This window comes from Synechococcus sp. NB0720_010, from assembly GCF_023078835.1.
In the GTDB taxonomy this organism is placed as follows: domain Bacteria; phylum Cyanobacteriota; class Cyanobacteriia; order PCC-6307; family Cyanobiaceae; genus Vulcanococcus.
Map to the genome: position 1 here is coordinate 1,352,131 of NZ_CP090898.1, position 15,568 is coordinate 1,367,698.

A 15,568-nucleotide genomic window follows, 5' to 3' on the forward strand; every position below is an offset into this window, starting at 1 on the left:
ATGCCGGCTCGAGGACACCGCAGGGGGAATCGCTCGAGACCTCGCCCGAGCTGGGTCGGCAAGGGAGATCTGCGCCAGAAGGACCTGGTCAGCCGCTCCAAGCGCGCCGCCCGCTGGCTGCAGCCCGGGCTGGTGGTCAAGCGCTGGATGCTGACCTCCGGGATTGGTCTGTTCCTGCTGTTTCTGGGAGGAGCAGTTTGGGCCGATCTGCAGCCGATCTACTGGCTGCTGGAGTTCATCCGCTGGTCCCTGGCCAACATCACCACGGTCCTCCCCCGCGAGATCACCGGACCACTGGTGCTGGTGGTAGGCGGCGGACTGATCTGGCTCGGACAAAGCCGCAGCTTTGGGGCGATCCAGCAGGCGCTGGCCCCTGATCGGGACACCCTTCTGGTCGATGCGCTGGCCGCCAAGAGCCGCCTGAACCGCGGCCCCTCGATCGTGGCCATCGGCGGCGGTACAGGGCTCTCCACCCTGCTGAGCGGGCTGAAGCGCTACAGCAGCAACCTGACCGCGATCGTCACCGTCGCCGATGACGGCGGCAGCTCAGGGGTCCTGCGCCGCGAACTTGGGGTGCAACCCCCCGGAGACATCCGCAACTGCCTGGCGGCCCTGGCTACGGAAGAACCGCTGCTCACGCGCCTGTTCCAGTACCGCTTCCGCGCGGGCACTGGCCTGGAAGGCCATAGCTTCGGCAACCTCTTTCTCTCCGCCCTGACGGCGATCACCGGCAGCCTGGAGGGCGCGATAACCGCAAGCAGCCGGGTTCTGGCGGTGCAGGGAACAGTGGTTCCAGCCACCAACGCCGACGTCAAACTCTGGGCCGAGCTGGCCGATGGACGGCGCATCGAAGGCGAATCCCAGATCGGCCATGCCACCAGCCCGATCGTGCGGGTGGGTTGCATTCCCGAGCGACCGCCGGCTCTGCCGAAGGCCCTCGAAGCCATCGCCAATGCCGATCTGATCGTGCTCGGCCCAGGGAGCCTCTACACCTCGCTACTGCCCAATCTTCTGGTGCCCGAGCTCGTGCAGGCGATCAGCCGCAGCAAAGCGCCGCGCCTGTACATCTGCAACCTGATGACCCAGCCCGGCGAGACCGATGGATTGGATGTCGAGGGACACCTGCGGGCAATCGAATCACAGCTCGCCAGCCTTGGCATTCAGCAGCGACTCTTCTCTTCGGTCCTGGCCCAAGAGGACCTGGGGGAATCCAGCCTGCTGGAGTACTACCGCCAGCGCGGCGCGAGTCCGGTGACCTGCGACAGCCGCCACCTACGCAGCCAGGGCTACGACGTCACCATTGCCCCGCTGCAGGGAGCACGGCCCACATCAACACTGCGGCACGATCCCCGCAGTGTTGGCTTGGCGGTCATGCGCTTCTACAAAAAGCAGCGCAAAGAAAAAGAGAAGCCTTAGTAGGCGTCCTGCATCTCGTAGAAGTCCGGCTGCACGTAGTCCTTGCGCAGCGGGAAGCCCTTCCAGTCCTCTGGCATCAGCAGACGCTTGGGTTGGGGGTGGCCCTCAAAGCCGATGCCGAACATGTCGAAGGTCTCGCGCTCGGGCCAGTCGGCACCGCGATAGAGCGGATAGAGGCTGGGGATCGTCAGGTCGCCGTCGCGGGAAAGGAAGACCTTCAGGCGCACCTCCTCCGGCGGCTGGTGCTTGGAGATTGCGGATTGCTCCGCCATAGCACCCAGCTTGAGCAGGTGATAAAAGCTGACGAGACGGCCGCCCGGGCCCTCGTCATAGCCGCCCTGCACCTGCAGGTAATCGAAGCCCGAGGCCTTCAGGGCAGCGGCGATCACTGGCAGGAAGGGCCCTTCGATGCCAAGGACCTCGACTCCGAGGTGATCAGGCTCAAGCTGCTCGTGCTCAAAGCCCTGGCCGGTGAGCCACTGGCTGACGGGACCCGGCTGGGGAGCGGGGGCAACGGCGGTGTCTTCAGGCATCGAACTCAGGCTTGCTCAGCGGGAACAGAAGCTTTGGCCGTTGCAGCGACCGGAAGACCAGCGACAGCTTTCAAGGCCGCCTGCTGGGTTTCGGCGCGCAGATAGCGGCCGTCGACGATCGGCTCCACCTGCTTCATCGCATGGGAAACCGTGAAGTAACGGTGGGTCGGAAGCAGGTTGCCGCGCTCCGACAGGGCCTCATTACCCACCTTCTTGCGCAGCTTGACCACCGCATCGAAGATCGCCTCGGGCCGGGGAGGGCAGCCGGGGAGATAGAGATCAACGGGGATGAGCTTGTCGACACCGCGCACGGCGGTGGTGGAGTCCGCTGAGAACATGCCGCCGGTGATCGTGCAGGCGCCCATGGCGATGACGTACTTGGGCTCGGGCATCTGCTCATAGAGACGGACCAGGGCAGGTGCCATCTTCATGGTCACAGTGCCGGCCACGATCAGCAGGTCCGCCTGGCGCGGGCTGGAGCGGGGCACCAAGCCGAAACGGTCGAAGTCGAAACGCGAGCCAATCAGGGCGGCGAACTCGATGAAGCAGCAGGCGGTTCCGTAGAGCAGCGGCCAGAGGCTGCTCAAACGCGCCCAGTTGTGCAGGTCATCCAGGGTGGTGAGGATGACATTCTCGGAGAGATCCGAGGTCACGCTGGGGGCGCCGACCGGGTTGCAGCTGGATTCCCGCTGATCGCGGAGGGCGCTCAGGGAGAGGGCTTCAGCCATGCCAGAGGTGGCAGAGGAGGGGTTCATCTCAGATCAGCTCCACTCGAGGGCGCCCTTGCGCCAGGCATAGGCCAGGGCCACCACCAGGATGGCGATAAAGACCAAGGCTTCGATAAACGCCAACAGCCCCAGGCGGTGGAACGCCACGGCCCAGGGATAGAGAAAGACGGTCTCCACGTCGAAGATCACGAAGACCAGGGCAAACATGTAGTAGCGGATGTTGAACTGAATCCACGCCCCACCGATGGGCTCCATACCCGATTCGTAGGTGAGATCACGTTCACCAACCCGCGACTTCGGCGAGACGATCTTGTTGGTGACGAGGGCCAGTACGGGCACGGCTGCTGCGATCAGCAGAAACCCGAGGAAGGCGTCGTAACCGGAGAGAACGAACACAGGGCGAAAGCGGCCCAACCTGCGGGGCAGTCTGGCATCCGCCTCTGGGCACTGCCTGACACGCTGCAATCCCAGATGGGATTGGGGGCTCCTTAAAGTTCGGGACTGTCTGTGGGCACCCACCCCATGAGCGAGGAGACCCTTCCCGACGAGGTCCAAGAGCTGCCCGGGGTGACTGAGACACCAGTCGATGATCCCGATACACACCGCTTCGAATGCCGAAGCTGCGGCTTCGTCTATGACCCGGGCGAGGGCGTGAAAAAGCTGGCGATCGAGCCCGGCACCCCCTTCAGCGCCCTGGATCCGGTGAGCTTCCGCTGCCCGGTCTGCCGGAGCAAGACCCTGGCCTTCAAGGACATCGGCCCCCGCAACAAGCCCAGCGGCTTCGAGGAAAATCTCGGCTACGGGCTTGGAGTGAACACGCTCACGCCCGGGCAGAAAAACGTGCTGATCTTCGGCGGCTTTGCCCTGGCCATCGCCTTCTTCCTTTCTCTCTATTCCCTGCGCTGAGATCGATCGATGAAACGCCTGCTCTCTTCTCTCTGCGCGTTGCTCGCCGCTGTGGTGCTGACGGGCTGCGTCAGCACCAGCCTGCCCACGGCCCAGAGCAGCCCGTGGCAGCCCGTGGACATCCACACCAAATCCAACCCCCTGGATCTGGCCTTCACAGACAGCAGCCACGGCTTCCTGGTGGGCAGCAACCGGCTGATCCTCGAGACCAATGACGCCGGTGCCTCCTGGACCGAGATGGCCCTGGATTTGCCCGAAGAGGAAAACTTCCGCTTGATCAGCGTCGATTTCTCGGGCGACGAGGGCTGGATCGTCGGTCAACCCGGCCTACTTCTCCACAGCGAAGACGCTGGTCAGAACTGGAGCCGCCTCTTCCTCGACACCAAGCTTCCCGGTGAGCCCTACATGGTGACGGCCCTGGGCAAGCGCAGCGCTGAATTGGCCACCAACGTGGGCGCCGTCTACCGCACCAACGACGCGGGCGGCTCCTGGCAGGCCCAAGTCGAAGACGCCGTCGGCGCTGTGCGCGACCTGCGCCGCAGCCCGGAGGGCAACTACATCAGCGTCAGCAGCCTGGGCAACTTCTTTGCCACCTGGTCTCCAGGGGAGCCCCGCTGGACCCCGCACCAGCGGGAAAGCAGCCAGCGCCTGCAATCCATGGGCTTCCAACCCAATGGCAACCTCTGGATGCTGGCCCGCGGCGCCCAACTGCGCTTCAACGAGGACGCATCGACTCCTGAGGAGTGGAGCAAGCCGGTGGTGCCAATCACCAATGGCTACGGCTACCTGGACATGGCCTGGGATGCAAGCGGCACGATCTGGGCCGGCGGTGGCAGCGGCACCTTGCTTGTGAGCAGCGACAACGGCCAGAGCTGGCAGAAGGATCCGGTGGGCGAAAAGCAACCGACGAACTTCAGCCACATCGCCTTTTTCAGTGATGGCAAGGGTTTTGTGCTTGGTGAGCGGGGATCCCTGCTGCGCTGGGTGGGCTAACAACGCTCTGTAACCAAGCGGGCCGCCCGGCATCGGCGGCACAAGCCTTCCCCTTAAGATCCACAGACTGAACGCTCGCTGCTCATGGCTGCCGGCTCAACGGGTGAACGCCCGTTCTTTGAAATCATCACGAGCATCCGGTACTGGGTGATCCATGCCGTGACCCTGCCTTCGATCTTCCTGGCCGGGTTCCTGTTCGTGAACACCGGACTGGCCTACGACGCCTTCGGCACCCCCCGCCCGGACGCTTACTTCCAGGCTCAGGACGCCAAGGCTCCTGTGGTGAGCCAGCGCTATGACGCCAAGTCTTCGCTCGACCAGCGCCTGAAATAAGCCATGACCCAAGTTCCAGCTAGCACCACCCCTCGCAACTACCCGATCTTCACGGTCCGGTGGCTTGCAGTCCACGCCCTTGGCATCCCCACGGTCTTTTTCCTGGGCGCCCTGGCTGCCATGCAGTTCGTTCGCCGCTGACACCATGCAACGCTCCCCCAACCCGAACAACCTGCCGGTTGAACTGAACCGCACCAGCCTGTACCTGGGCCTGCTGTTCGTCTTCACCTGCGGGATTCTGTTCTCCAGCTACTTCTTCAACTGATCAGGAGGATCTGAGATGAGCGGCAAGAAATCCGGTCTTCCCGACGGAAGAATTCCCGACCGTCTTCCAGACGGTCGCCCTGCGGTGGCCTGGAAATCCCGTTGGACTGAAGGTGTGCTTCCCCTCTGGCTCGTTGCGACCGCTGGCGGCATGGCCGTGATCTTTGTGGTGGGCCTCTTCTTCTACGGCTCCTACACCGGTGTGGGTTCCGCCTGATCTGCTACATCGAGAATTTACTTTCACGAGCCCTGCCAACACGGCGGGGTTTTTTAGTCGTGGACGCCGCCCGCGCACTAGTACGCTCTCTAGAGAAAGACTCACCTGACAAATCCCACAAAACAGACAAAGAGAGACCAAGACTCAATCCAAGAACTGTTATGTAGCCAGCTTAAGTTGCCCAATACAGACAATTAGAGTGAGCACCACAAGACGCAGCCGCTATTATAGATATTCATCCAAGAAAGAGTTGGGCATCTTTTAAGAACTGATTGCAATTAAACGATCGAGAGATCAGGGGGAGTACGTACAGCCGATCTACTACCTGCTGCAATTCATCCGCTGGTCGCGGCAAACTATCACCCAGGTGTTGCCCCGCGAGATCACCAGGAAGCTCGTACTGCTGGTCGGCGGCGTGCTGATCTGGCTGGGCCTAAGCCGCCTGAAGCGGGGTCCCACGATCGTGGCAATCGGCAGCGGCACCGGACAGTTCACCTTGCTGAGCGGCCTGAAGCGCTACACCAGCAACATCACCGCCATCCTGACGGTGGCCGATGACGGGGGCAGCCCAGGGATGCTGCGCCGGGAGCTCGGGGTGCCGCCCCCAGGCGATATCCGCAACTGCCTGGCGGCCCTGGCCTCCAGAAAGGCTTCGGCCAGGGCTTCGCGCTGCCAGGCTGCGTTGAGCACCGCGGACTTGGCTGGGCCAAACGCCTGCTCGGCATCGAAGGCAGCCAAGAGCCGCCAAACCTGAACGAACGGAGCGAGCATGGAGCCTGCGATGCCAGATCGATGCGCCGCTCGGTGTCTGCAGAGCAGGGCGGCTCGCTTACCCAGCACCCCCCGTTAGTGACGCACCTAGGTCCTTTGCCTCGGCAACAGCAACCACGGTGGCACCAGGCCCGTTCACACCACCATCCCGCTGCCACTCCGGCACCAACCCCGCCAACACCTCAAGCGCGCAAGTCGTATCCTGCCGCTGAATCGCCACCTCGAGTGCGTCAATCTGCGGCCACAGCTCTGCCGGAGGCACCGCCCGTTCATGGGCCCGGTAGATCAACGGGTGCTCCGTGGGCTCTGATTCCGCATCAATCAGCAGCTCCTCAAAGAGCTTCTCGCCAGGCCGCAGCCCGGTGCAGACGATCTCTATGTCGCCGCCAGGGTTGCGGGCATCCCGCAGCGAGAGGCCACTGAGGCGCACCATCTGCTCAGCCAGATCTTTGATACGCACCGGTTCGCCCATATCGAGCAAAAACACATCGGCACCCTTGGCCAGCACCGCGGCCTGGAGCACCAGCTGAGCGGCCTCGGGGATGGTCATGAAATAGCGGATGATCTCCGGGTGAGTGAGGGTGATCGGTCCGCCCTCCGCGATCTGCCTGCGAAATAGAGGCACCACCGAGCCGGAGGAACCGAGCACGTTGCCAAAACGCACCATCGCCAGGCGTGTGGCGGGTTGAGAACCCCGCTCAAGGGCTCGCGCGGCCAGCTCCTGGGCCTGGGCTTGCACCACTAGTTCAGCTACGCGTTTGCTGGCGCCCATCACATTCGTAGGACGCACCGCTTTATCAGTGGAAATCAAAACCACCTCGTTCACGCAGGCGGCGGCGGCAGCGCGACACACCACACGGGTGGAGAGCACGTTGTTGGCCAAGCCCGCCAGGGGGTTGGCTTCCACCAGCGGCACGTGTTTGTAGGCGGCGGCGTGGAAGACCACAGTCACCCCCTGCTGGCGGAGCAGGCGCTCCACCAGGGCTGCATCGGTCGCGCTACCGAGCACCGGTTCTAGATCCACACCCGCCGGAAGGAGACCTTGCAACTCCTGGTGCATCGCATACAAACTTGGTTCGCTGTGCTCAAGCAACACCAGCCGGCGGGGCCGTAGCCGCAGGATCTGGCGGCACAGCTCACTGCCGATCGAACCGCCGGCGCCGGTGACGCACACGCAAGCGCCAGCGATTCCAAGGCCAAGCAAATCCGGGTTGGGAGCCACGGCATCGCGCCCGAGCAATTCCTCGATCGCGATCGGGCGCAGAGCATCGATTCGGGCGCGGCCGCTGGTGATGTCGTCCATCGAGGGCACCTGCAGCAACGGGATGCCCAGCTCCTGTAGATCGGCAGTGATGCGGCGCCGGCGGCTGCGACTCAGCGAGGGAATCGCCATCAGCACCTGATCGATCTCGGCAGCCCGCTCGCGCAGCAACTGCGGCGGCTGAATAGGTACACCGTTTATGTCGCGGCGCCAGAGATGGGGCGCATCATCCACAAACAGCTCCACAATGTGGCTACCCGCCAGGCGCAACGCGGCGGCGAGCTGAACGCCCGCAGCACCAGCGCCGTAGATCGCCACGCGGGTGAGTGCATGGCGCGGCTTGTTCTGCATGCTGAGCAACACATCGCGCAGCGCGAAGCGCACAGTACCGGTGAAGCCGGTGAGCAACACCCACAGCAACAGCCAACTACTGCGAGGCGGTAGCGGTAAGCGCAGTACCAATCCGGTGAGCGCGAGCAACAGCACCAACAGGCCGTTTCGGCCGGCGAGCCGATACAGCGCGAGGCTGCCCACATAGCGGGTGAGGCCCTTGTATTGGCCGCTGAGGGCATAGAAGGGCAAGCCGAGGAGCCATATCGCCGGCAGAAGCCACAGCCCTTCCATCAAATTGGGCGTAAACGGATCCGCCAACCGAAGCCAGAAACTAAGCCACACCGCCAACGGCAGTAGGAGCGCATCAGCGACAATCAGGAGTAGCCGGCGGTTCAGCGGACCTAGGCGCACCAGGGTTGTGGTCAAGGTGCGGAAGGCGAAGATAGATGCTGACATGACCCCCTTCATTGGTCCAGTACTTATTAGAGTGGTCAGTTGTGATCATGGTGCAGCTCCTGATTGAGCTGCACCTAGGGTTCGTATGCCGCTGGAGTGCCGAATGGGGCTTGCATGCTTTGTACTCCAAGCGCCAGCGATCAGCCACAGCAAGTGCCGCGGAACTATATCTGCAATTTGATGACCAAACGGGGCTCAGAAATGGTTTGGAGATGGAAGGCCAACTACGATCGATGGGACCGCAACTGCGAATCCTGAACGTGCAGTATAAGAACTGGGAGGAACAGCGAAAGCATACTAAGAATGTATTTTGGCAAAGGTTTATGTCCGAAAGAGTCCACGGCAGACGGAGCCGAGAGCAACCTACGTTGAGTTAATCAAGAGCGACTTGCTTCGGCAAAGGGGACAGCAAGGTGTTGATCCAGCCATAATCCAATCAAAATGATGATGGCCGAAAGGGTGCCAACCCATTGCAAGCCACCGAATAATGATGCTGAGGCGAGAACAGATGTTGCAAGGATATAGAGGCTGGAGACTCGGGCATGGGGCCAACCGGCTTGTTGTAGACGCTGGAACAAATGCAGACGATGCGCCTGGAATACTCGCTGTCCAGCTACCAGACGGCGTAGGACACAGATGAAGGCATCGCCTAAAAGCGGTGTTGCAACAAGAAAAAGTGCAAGCGCTTCAAGCCAGGATGATGACTGAAGAACGAGCAAGGAAAACACGGCTCCGAGGAAAGTGCTGCCAACATCGCCCATGAAAACCTTCGCGGGACTCCAGTTCAAAAGCAAAAAACCAAGCAAGGCGCCTACCAGCGCCCATATGGTCAGGGGAGCAGACAGCTGAATTGCCGCCGAAGTCAGGGCAACAGACATACAGCCAGCTACAAGGCCATCCAGGCCGTCCATGAAATTAGTAAAGTTGATAACCGCAGTGACTCCGATCACCAACAAGAACAAAAGGGGCAGCCCCCTCATGGAGGGGACCAAGAGGGGGCTTAGCAAAATAAGAACGAGAGCGGTAACAAGCTGAACAACATATCGCCAGCTAGCGGGAAGGTGAAAGCGATCGTCAAGTAAACCCACTAGGGCCAGAGGGAATGCAAGCAAGGGGGCAGCCTGGATGGGAAACGGGGCGGAGAAAGGAATGGAAGGAAACAACAATGAATAGGCACTAACACCTGAGGTAATCAACACAAACACCAGACCACCACCGCGGGGGATGGGGTGAATGTGGGAGCTACGAGAATTGGGAAGATCGAGCAGGGACCGTTGGAGATGGGGGATAAGGGCAGCGAGGAATAGCCATGAGAAGGCGCAGAAGCAAAGGACGACAAGGACTACAGGGGCCAGCAAGAAAGACATCACATAAATGGTCAAGGCATCATAAGAGGCAAATGGCAATACAACAGGAGACGAGATGAAGGTTTCAGACTTATTTAGCAAGGCTAAACGGAGTCGGCTTCTATTAATAGTTAAAGATAGGTTCTCGCTAGTGGAGAGTCGAGAACAGGCTAGAAACACGAGAAGGGGATATGGGAAGAGATAAGAGTGACATATAAGAAAAGAAAAAGGATAGGAAGTACAGTCGGCAGATTGGACAGTAGAGAAAAGATGTCAGAGATTAATGAAACGGATGCAAAGACGTCGAAGTTGCAAGTAGAGAAATGAAAAATAGAGAGACAGGCTTCAAAACAACTCGAGAGAGCCCAGGAAAGAAAAGATGCGAAGAAGATATCGGAGAATGAACGGCAGGATCCAGACGATGCCAAATGCTGAGAAATAAGCTCGAAAGACCTCGTAAGTTCTGCGGAAGTTATGCTTTGCACTAACACCACCGCTTGACATGAAGACAACGTCAAGATCTATAGACTTAACATGAAGCTGAGAAAAGGCTGAGATGCGGAGAAAGAAATCGAGATCGGCAGCAAGTTTATAGGTTTGGTCATATGAAGAAACGAACTTGCGTGCACCAGGGGCAAATAGCGTGGCCTGATGAGGTGGTGTTCGACCATTAAGGAGATAACGACGAAAAGTACCAGCAGAAAGAGACAAAGGTGGACAAAACGAAACAAGTCGTCCCCTACGAGAAGAAGCATGAATATAGGAACCTCTAGCTATTAGGAGGTCAGGCCTTGGAAAGGAACTGTCATAAGTGGACATAATATGACTAAAGACAGTGGGAGAAGGAGCCCAATCGTCGGAGCCCCAGAACAGGATACATTCATCATGATAAGCAAGATCAAAGCCAGAATTCATGGCGCCATAAATACCATGAGACAATGGCCTTTGTTCAATCCAGTTAAAACGAGGATCGAGTGTGGAGCAGTTTTCCAGCCAGGCGCGATGAGCGGAAGTGGATGGACCATCTACAAAGATGAGGCGCCAATCCTGAAAGTCCTGATTCAATACGGACTTAACAAGATTATTCAGAACCGCAAAGGAGTTAAGGGTCGGTACGACAACGAGTAACCTAGCCATAAGAGAGTGAGCCCAAAAGAGAAGGAAGAGAGTGATTTAGTTGATCAAGGGAAGAACTATAAGAAGAGATTCTATCCTCAATTGAGATATTGTGGTCAATAGAATTCTTCGAGAGCATGCCAATTGGAACATAACTGATGGAGGGATGATTCAATACATATGCAAGCGGTAAAGATCTGGCACTAGCGGGATCTGTTCTCCTGAGATATCGACGAATTGGAGATGCAGAAGAAGAGAGTTGACGAGTAGGAGCGTTAAACAGGTAACGAAGAAGATAGCTGATGCTTCGCGTACGGATGTAGCGCTCAAAAGGGGACTCTAAAAGAAATCCTTGCGCAAGAGAAGTACCAGCCCAAACTTTTACGCCGAGAGAAGAATACTTTAGAATGACAGGAGACCGATCAGGTTGTGCAAGGCTGAAGTCAATCATGAGATCAGAGACATATGGGAAACAGGCTGTTTGATCAAGGTCGCGCATCAGCCTGAGATCATGTGTGTTAACACCAAGGCGTCTGACGATGCCGCTGGATGTAATATGCTTAAGAAATAGTGCTAGATCCTGGTTATTAAGTTCTTCAAAGGTGGGGCCCCACAGAAAGATGAGATCGAGCGAGGCCAGAGCAAAAGCAGAACGACAAAGATCTAGGTAATAGGGAATATATAAAGGATCAGCAGGTATCTTAGTGGAAATTAGGCAAGACGGATGAGAGATACGATCGGACAAGCATTCCAAGAGAAGTGATTGACTACGACCATGGCAATACGACATACCAGTATCAAAGATGCGAATACCACGCTCCCAGGCGTGGTCAACAAGAGATTGTGCCAAAGAACGACTGAGTCGTCCAAAACGACCACCGGTACCAAAGACGAGGCGTGACATTAGTAAGATGGAGTAGATGAGAGAGACTACAGTAGTGAAGTTGATGGTGTAAAGAAAGAGAAGTGGCTTATCGGTGAGCTAGGCGCCTTTGGACACAAATGAAAAGAAGGAAAGGAAGGAAGACGTAAATAAAGAAGTTAAGGAAAAGATAAAGGTAGTGACCTCTGAGAATAGAAAAGGAGTTTACCAGGCAATAGATGTATAGAATCTGAGCAGGAGAGTGTTTGGGCTGAAGAATTGAAAGAAGGCTTAGATGTCGGGCCAAGATTCCAATCAATAGGAACTTTAACGTGGCCAATAGAAGGCCAGAGTAGGTGTAATAAGAATAGATAGAAGGCATATAGTATGGGGTGCGTGAATAATATGTATCCAGGGCAGCTAAATACCGGGATGTATAGTCAACCTTGCCGAAAGGCATAAGTTGCGAAGGAAGGTTATTAAGTACATCGGAGAAAACATCATAGAATGAATCAGGCATCAACTCGATAGGGTGCATCCTAAGAAGGTCTAGATTGCCTGCATGAACGACCGAAAATTCATGGGACAAGGTGAGAAAAGAAAGAGAACCACCCGAGTGCTTAAGATAATAAGCGATAATAAGAGTTGGATCTGCTCCACGGAAAAAACCTAGGATAAGAAATGAAGACAAAAGAATAAGGAGGGTAATAAAAAGGAGAGATACAGTACGAAGTGAGCGAAGACTAGGGGTTAGGAGACATAAGATAGAAAAGGAGGGACTTAAAGCGCGTGGGTTTGCAGAGACAGATCGGTAGTAGTTCTTGGAAAGAAAGTACGAAAGGACTAAAGCAAAGAGAAGTGTACGCGAAGAGTTAAGCGAGGTAAGTACTATATACAATAGTGAAGCAATTGAAAAGAGAGTAGAAAGGCGAAATGATAGGTTTATGGAGATGCGGCTTAGGGAAAAAGAGATAGGGCGAAAAGCGATTGTACTTAAATAAAAGCCGAGTATGATGACTGAGAAGACTGAGCTACGGAGAAGCACGCCAGTAACCTGGCCCATAAGTCCAGGACCGAGTTGAATAAGAGATTGATTGTTATCATAAAGAGACAAGACATTAATATCAAACAAAGAAGGAAGGATGAAAAAGATACACAAAAGAATGGGAGAACAGTAGGATATAATTACAGAAGGAGTTAGCTTGGGCCAGGCTGCTACTATAGATTTAATAATTGAAGGGAGTCGAATGGGTAAATGCGTTCCTAGAAGAATAGATATCTGGGCTAAAGCTGAAAGGAAAAGAAGCATGAGATGTTCAGCTGTTCCAGGCGTATGAACATAGTTCTGAACAGGTGAAAAAAAGTTGCTGTACTCGTATTGGGCGAGGGTATTAAGTATCGATGGGATGGCAGAATAAGCAGCAATCCACGCAGTGAGCAAGGTGCTGAGCAAGAAGACAGAACGATAAGCAAAGAAATGAGTAAGGGGAAGAGCTAAGCAGAAAGCAGATAGTAAAAGAACTAACACAGGTGTGAAATATCAAGGATGGCGGAATGCAGGAGGGTTTGGAAGGTGTAGGGCTGAATAGCCTTGGGAGATCGTGAAGAAATAGAATGGGCGAGGACCGGATCGTCCATAAGCTTGTTGACACACTTTATAAGTGAGTGAGAATCAGTATAGGCATGCACAAGGGAAGAATATGGTGGGAATAGGTCGTTATCAGGAGGGGATTCACAAACCTGAACGACTCCATAGAAAGGAAGATCAAAAAAACGGGCGTTGCCGTAGGCGAGGTAGCCGTTGTTGTGGATATTAATGCCAATTCTTGAGCGATTATAGACAAAGGGAATTTGCATAAACGGCAAAGACCGGATTACTCGACGACCATTGAAGAGAAAGAAGAAAGCAAGTTTCTGCTTGATAGTAGACATTCCGTAAATAGAAAACTGCTGACCGTAGTAGCGAGACACGTCTGCCAACATTTGCATCTTTTCACGATGAAGAGAACCGACAAAGACTATGTCGATGTCTCTTTCTGTATAGTCCTTGAGTATAATGGGTTCACCTATGTGTTTAAGGTGGCCCAAAGGCTGTAGGCTAAACGACTGTATACCTAACTTGGAGAGCAGTGAAGAGGTTGAATACGTGGGAGAGAAATATGGACTATTGTAGAAGATATGGTCATATGCAAATCCAAGCGGTATAAAGGTCTTGTATGCAGTGAGCCAGCCATCACAAATACGCAATGCTTTAACACACGGAAGTGACGCAAGAAACTCCGGATGATAGGGGAAAGAATGATCTACATAAAGTAAATCAATTGAAAGGTCATGAATTTTTGAGACTAATAAGTTGTAAAGGGCAGTAAGAGACGGACTTCCTAGACGGTACGAGGAATCGAGATCAAAAGCGGTCGAATAACAGCTACGTGGACAAATGGAGGAATGGTTGAAAGGGGTAAAGTGTACGAGTTTAGAGGAAGAGATTTCTATGTTATGGCGCCAATAGAGATCCTCATCGCCAGATTTGTCGTAGGAATAAAGAACTCGCAGCATCTAGAGTCGCTTGAGAACGAAGTTGTAACTTGGAATCCAATCGAGATTTCGGTATTCTTTGAGAATCCGATGAGACTTAGAAATTTGTCTTCTAAGCTTGCGTAATGGGATGCAGAACGGTCCAATTTCCCAAAAGTGCTGACCATCGCAAAAACGCGGTGTCGTGTCGCTTGGATAGCGAAAGGGATTGGAAATATCAACAACAAGATCAAGACTAAAGAATGGGCGCTCGGAATGGATGCGGAAGGAATAGTGCTTGCCTGCGACAGGTAGATATAGGATTGTGTACTTTGACAAGGATGAAAGGTCTGCCAATAATGTAGGAAACGCAGAATACTCAATATGTTCTGCGACGTGAGAGAGGATAGAGATGTCGTATTGTTCGCCTGAAATGAGACTGAGCTTTCTGATATCAAGAAGTATGTCAGGGTTGTTAGACGGTACAACATCTACTGTGGTCAGATTATAGCCACAGTTACGAAGAATGAGTGGCTCAAGTCCTGTCGAGATGCCAATATTTAGAACAGAAGGCGAATGAGAGTCATGATGCTGCCACAAGAATCTAAGATCATCTAATATATACGATACATTAGTAAAGTTAGCCGTCGTGGCATCATGAAGTCGAGTGATGTTCATAGTTTAGTATCCTTGTGGACACAAACGATATTAAATGACTCCTCGGGATAGAGTTCGGGACCCCAATGAGTTGGCGGAAATTGAAAGGTTAGAGGTCTAAGAGACGTGTCGTAGAAGTAATAGCCGAGATCTTCAAGGAGCGTAAAGATATGCTCAGTACCCTGACTAATGGTTTTGCTCCACGCTTCGGCAACTACAATGGGCTTAAATTGTTGAAGGAGGGTCAAGCCGCTAGATAGAGCCTCTAACTCATAACCATCAACATCAATCTTAATTAAATCTACTTTTCGCATAGGTGGATCGAGATACCTCAAGACTTCATCAAGGGGTAACAGAAAGGCTCCATCGGTGGTGCTCTGATTGGTGGAGGATGGATGGTTAGAAGAGGAAGGCCAAATACTCTGCACAGAAGGTGGCAAAAGGCTATTTGCACGAGCGACAAAAGCCTTAATAGGATGGATTTTAAGTGAGGGGTTTTTGGAAATGTTTCGGGTAAGACGCTCAAAAGCCACAGAAGTTGGTTCTATTGCAATGACGCACCCAGAAGTACCAACGAGGGAAGCCATTGAAAGGGTGTGTGCTCCGATATTTGCACCAATATCAATGGCAACGTCGGAGGGCTTAAGAAGCTTGGCCAGGGCTTGCCGCGTGTCAGGCTCATATCTATCGAGAAATATTAATAGTTCAATAAGAGAGGAAAGATCCAGGCAATAGGTTAGGCCATTACGTGAGATAGTAATTTGCTTAAAGGGTCGCAGAGATAAAGCCACCAGCTTGAAGGCAACTCTGCGCAGGCTTGCGGGCAACGAGTAATACAGAGAATTGATCATGGGGATAAGTG

At 54.8% G+C, this 15,568-nt stretch carries 16 protein-coding genes and 1 pseudogene; 8 read left to right on the top strand and 9 right to left on the bottom strand.

Going from position 1 to position 15,568, the window contains the following annotated elements:
• Positions 1 to 1,416 carry a gluconeogenesis factor YvcK family protein gene (gene yvcK, locus LY254_RS07260; protein WP_247476388.1) on the top strand — a complete coding sequence of 472 codons (1,416 nt, stop codon included), beginning with the start codon at positions 1 to 3 and terminating at the stop codon, positions 1,414 to 1,416.
• Here yvcK and LY254_RS07265 read toward each other — a convergent pair.
• From LY254_RS07265 to LY254_RS07275, 3 genes are read right to left on the bottom strand one after another with little or no spacing between them, the layout of a single operon-like run.
• Positions 1,413 to 1,958 carry an NAD(P)H-quinone oxidoreductase subunit J gene (locus tag LY254_RS07265; RefSeq protein ID WP_371820537.1) on the bottom strand — a complete coding sequence of 182 codons (546 nt, stop codon included), beginning with the start codon at positions 1,956 to 1,958 and terminating at the stop codon, positions 1,413 to 1,415. The two genes, yvcK and LY254_RS07265, sit on opposite strands and share 4 nt — an antisense overlap.
• Positions 1,955 to 2,677 (bottom strand): NADH dehydrogenase subunit K, encoded by a 723-nt coding sequence (locus tag LY254_RS07270; RefSeq protein WP_247479789.1) that lies wholly within the window; start codon positions 2,675 to 2,677, stop codon positions 1,955 to 1,957. The genes LY254_RS07265 and LY254_RS07270 overlap by 4 nt, the downstream gene beginning before the upstream one ends.
• A gap of 33 nt (positions 2,678 to 2,710) precedes the next feature.
• Complete coding sequence (locus tag LY254_RS07275) at positions 2,711 to 3,073, bottom strand: NAD(P)H-quinone oxidoreductase subunit 3 (RefSeq protein ID WP_010314389.1); 363 nt, start codon at positions 3,071 to 3,073, stop codon at positions 2,711 to 2,713.
• A gap of 126 nt (positions 3,074 to 3,199) precedes the next feature.
• Between LY254_RS07275 and LY254_RS07280 the strand changes: the two genes are divergently transcribed.
• From LY254_RS07280 to LY254_RS07310, 7 genes and pseudogenes are all read left to right on the top strand, one after another.
• On the top strand, positions 3,200 to 3,583 hold the full coding sequence (locus tag LY254_RS07280; protein WP_247476390.1) for a rubredoxin: 384 nt from the start codon (positions 3,200 to 3,202) through the stop codon (positions 3,581 to 3,583).
• Positions 3,584 to 3,592: 9 nt separating this feature from the next.
• Positions 3,593 to 4,576: a photosynthesis system II assembly factor Ycf48 gene (locus tag LY254_RS07285; RefSeq protein WP_247476391.1), complete on the top strand. Its 984-nt coding sequence runs from the start codon at positions 3,593 to 3,595 to the stop codon at positions 4,574 to 4,576.
• Positions 4,577 to 4,660: 84 nt separating this feature from the next.
• Positions 4,661 to 4,909 (top strand): cytochrome b559 subunit alpha, encoded by a 249-nt coding sequence (gene psbE / locus LY254_RS07290; RefSeq protein WP_247476392.1) that lies wholly within the window; start codon positions 4,661 to 4,663, stop codon positions 4,907 to 4,909.
• 3 nt (positions 4,910 to 4,912) lie between these two features.
• Complete coding sequence (gene psbF, locus LY254_RS07295) at positions 4,913 to 5,050, top strand: cytochrome b559 subunit beta (RefSeq protein WP_010314382.1); 138 nt, start codon at positions 4,913 to 4,915, stop codon at positions 5,048 to 5,050.
• A gap of 4 nt (positions 5,051 to 5,054) precedes the next feature.
• The gene (locus LY254_RS07300) at positions 5,055 to 5,174 is read left to right on the top strand and encodes a photosystem II reaction center protein L (RefSeq protein ID WP_010314380.1); all 120 of its coding nucleotides are present in this window, start codon (positions 5,055 to 5,057) and stop codon (positions 5,172 to 5,174) included.
• A gap of 15 nt (positions 5,175 to 5,189) precedes the next feature.
• Positions 5,190 to 5,390 carry a photosystem II reaction center protein J gene (locus LY254_RS07305; protein ID WP_010314377.1) on the top strand — a complete coding sequence of 67 codons (201 nt, stop codon included), beginning with the start codon at positions 5,190 to 5,192 and terminating at the stop codon, positions 5,388 to 5,390.
• 307 nt (positions 5,391 to 5,697) lie between these two features.
• A pseudogene (locus LY254_RS07310) lies at positions 5,698 to 6,039 on the top strand (2-phospho-L-lactate transferase CofD family protein); the annotation flags it as partial.
• Positions 6,040 to 6,219: 180 nt separating this feature from the next.
• Here LY254_RS07310 and LY254_RS07315 read toward each other — a convergent pair.
• The 6 genes from LY254_RS07315 to LY254_RS07340 form a co-directional block, all read right to left on the bottom strand.
• Positions 6,220 to 8,211 carry a nucleoside-diphosphate sugar epimerase/dehydratase gene (locus tag LY254_RS07315; RefSeq protein WP_247476393.1) on the bottom strand — a complete coding sequence of 664 codons (1,992 nt, stop codon included), beginning with the start codon at positions 8,209 to 8,211 and terminating at the stop codon, positions 6,220 to 6,222.
• Positions 8,212 to 8,588: 377 nt separating this feature from the next.
• On the bottom strand, positions 8,589 to 9,416 hold the full coding sequence (locus LY254_RS07320) for a glycosyl transferase (RefSeq protein ID WP_247476394.1): 828 nt from the start codon (positions 9,414 to 9,416) through the stop codon (positions 8,589 to 8,591).
• Positions 9,417 to 9,902: 486 nt separating this feature from the next.
• A complete protein-coding gene (locus LY254_RS07325) occupies positions 9,903 to 10,694 on the bottom strand; it encodes a glycosyltransferase (protein WP_247476396.1) in 792 nt (263 codons plus the stop codon).
• Positions 10,687 to 11,577 carry an aldo/keto reductase gene (locus tag LY254_RS07330; RefSeq protein ID WP_247476397.1) on the bottom strand — a complete coding sequence of 297 codons (891 nt, stop codon included), beginning with the start codon at positions 11,575 to 11,577 and terminating at the stop codon, positions 10,687 to 10,689. Before LY254_RS07330 ends, LY254_RS07325 begins: the two co-directional genes overlap by 8 nt.
• 1,479 nt (positions 11,578 to 13,056) lie before the next feature.
• On the bottom strand, positions 13,057 to 14,091 hold the full coding sequence (locus tag LY254_RS07335) for a glycosyltransferase (protein ID WP_247476398.1): 1,035 nt from the start codon (positions 14,089 to 14,091) through the stop codon (positions 13,057 to 13,059).
• Positions 14,092 to 14,723: 632 nt separating this feature from the next.
• Positions 14,724 to 15,557: an FkbM family methyltransferase gene (locus LY254_RS07340; RefSeq protein WP_247476400.1), complete on the bottom strand. Its 834-nt coding sequence runs from the start codon at positions 15,555 to 15,557 to the stop codon at positions 14,724 to 14,726.
• Positions 15,558 to 15,568: the final 11 nt, after the last annotated feature.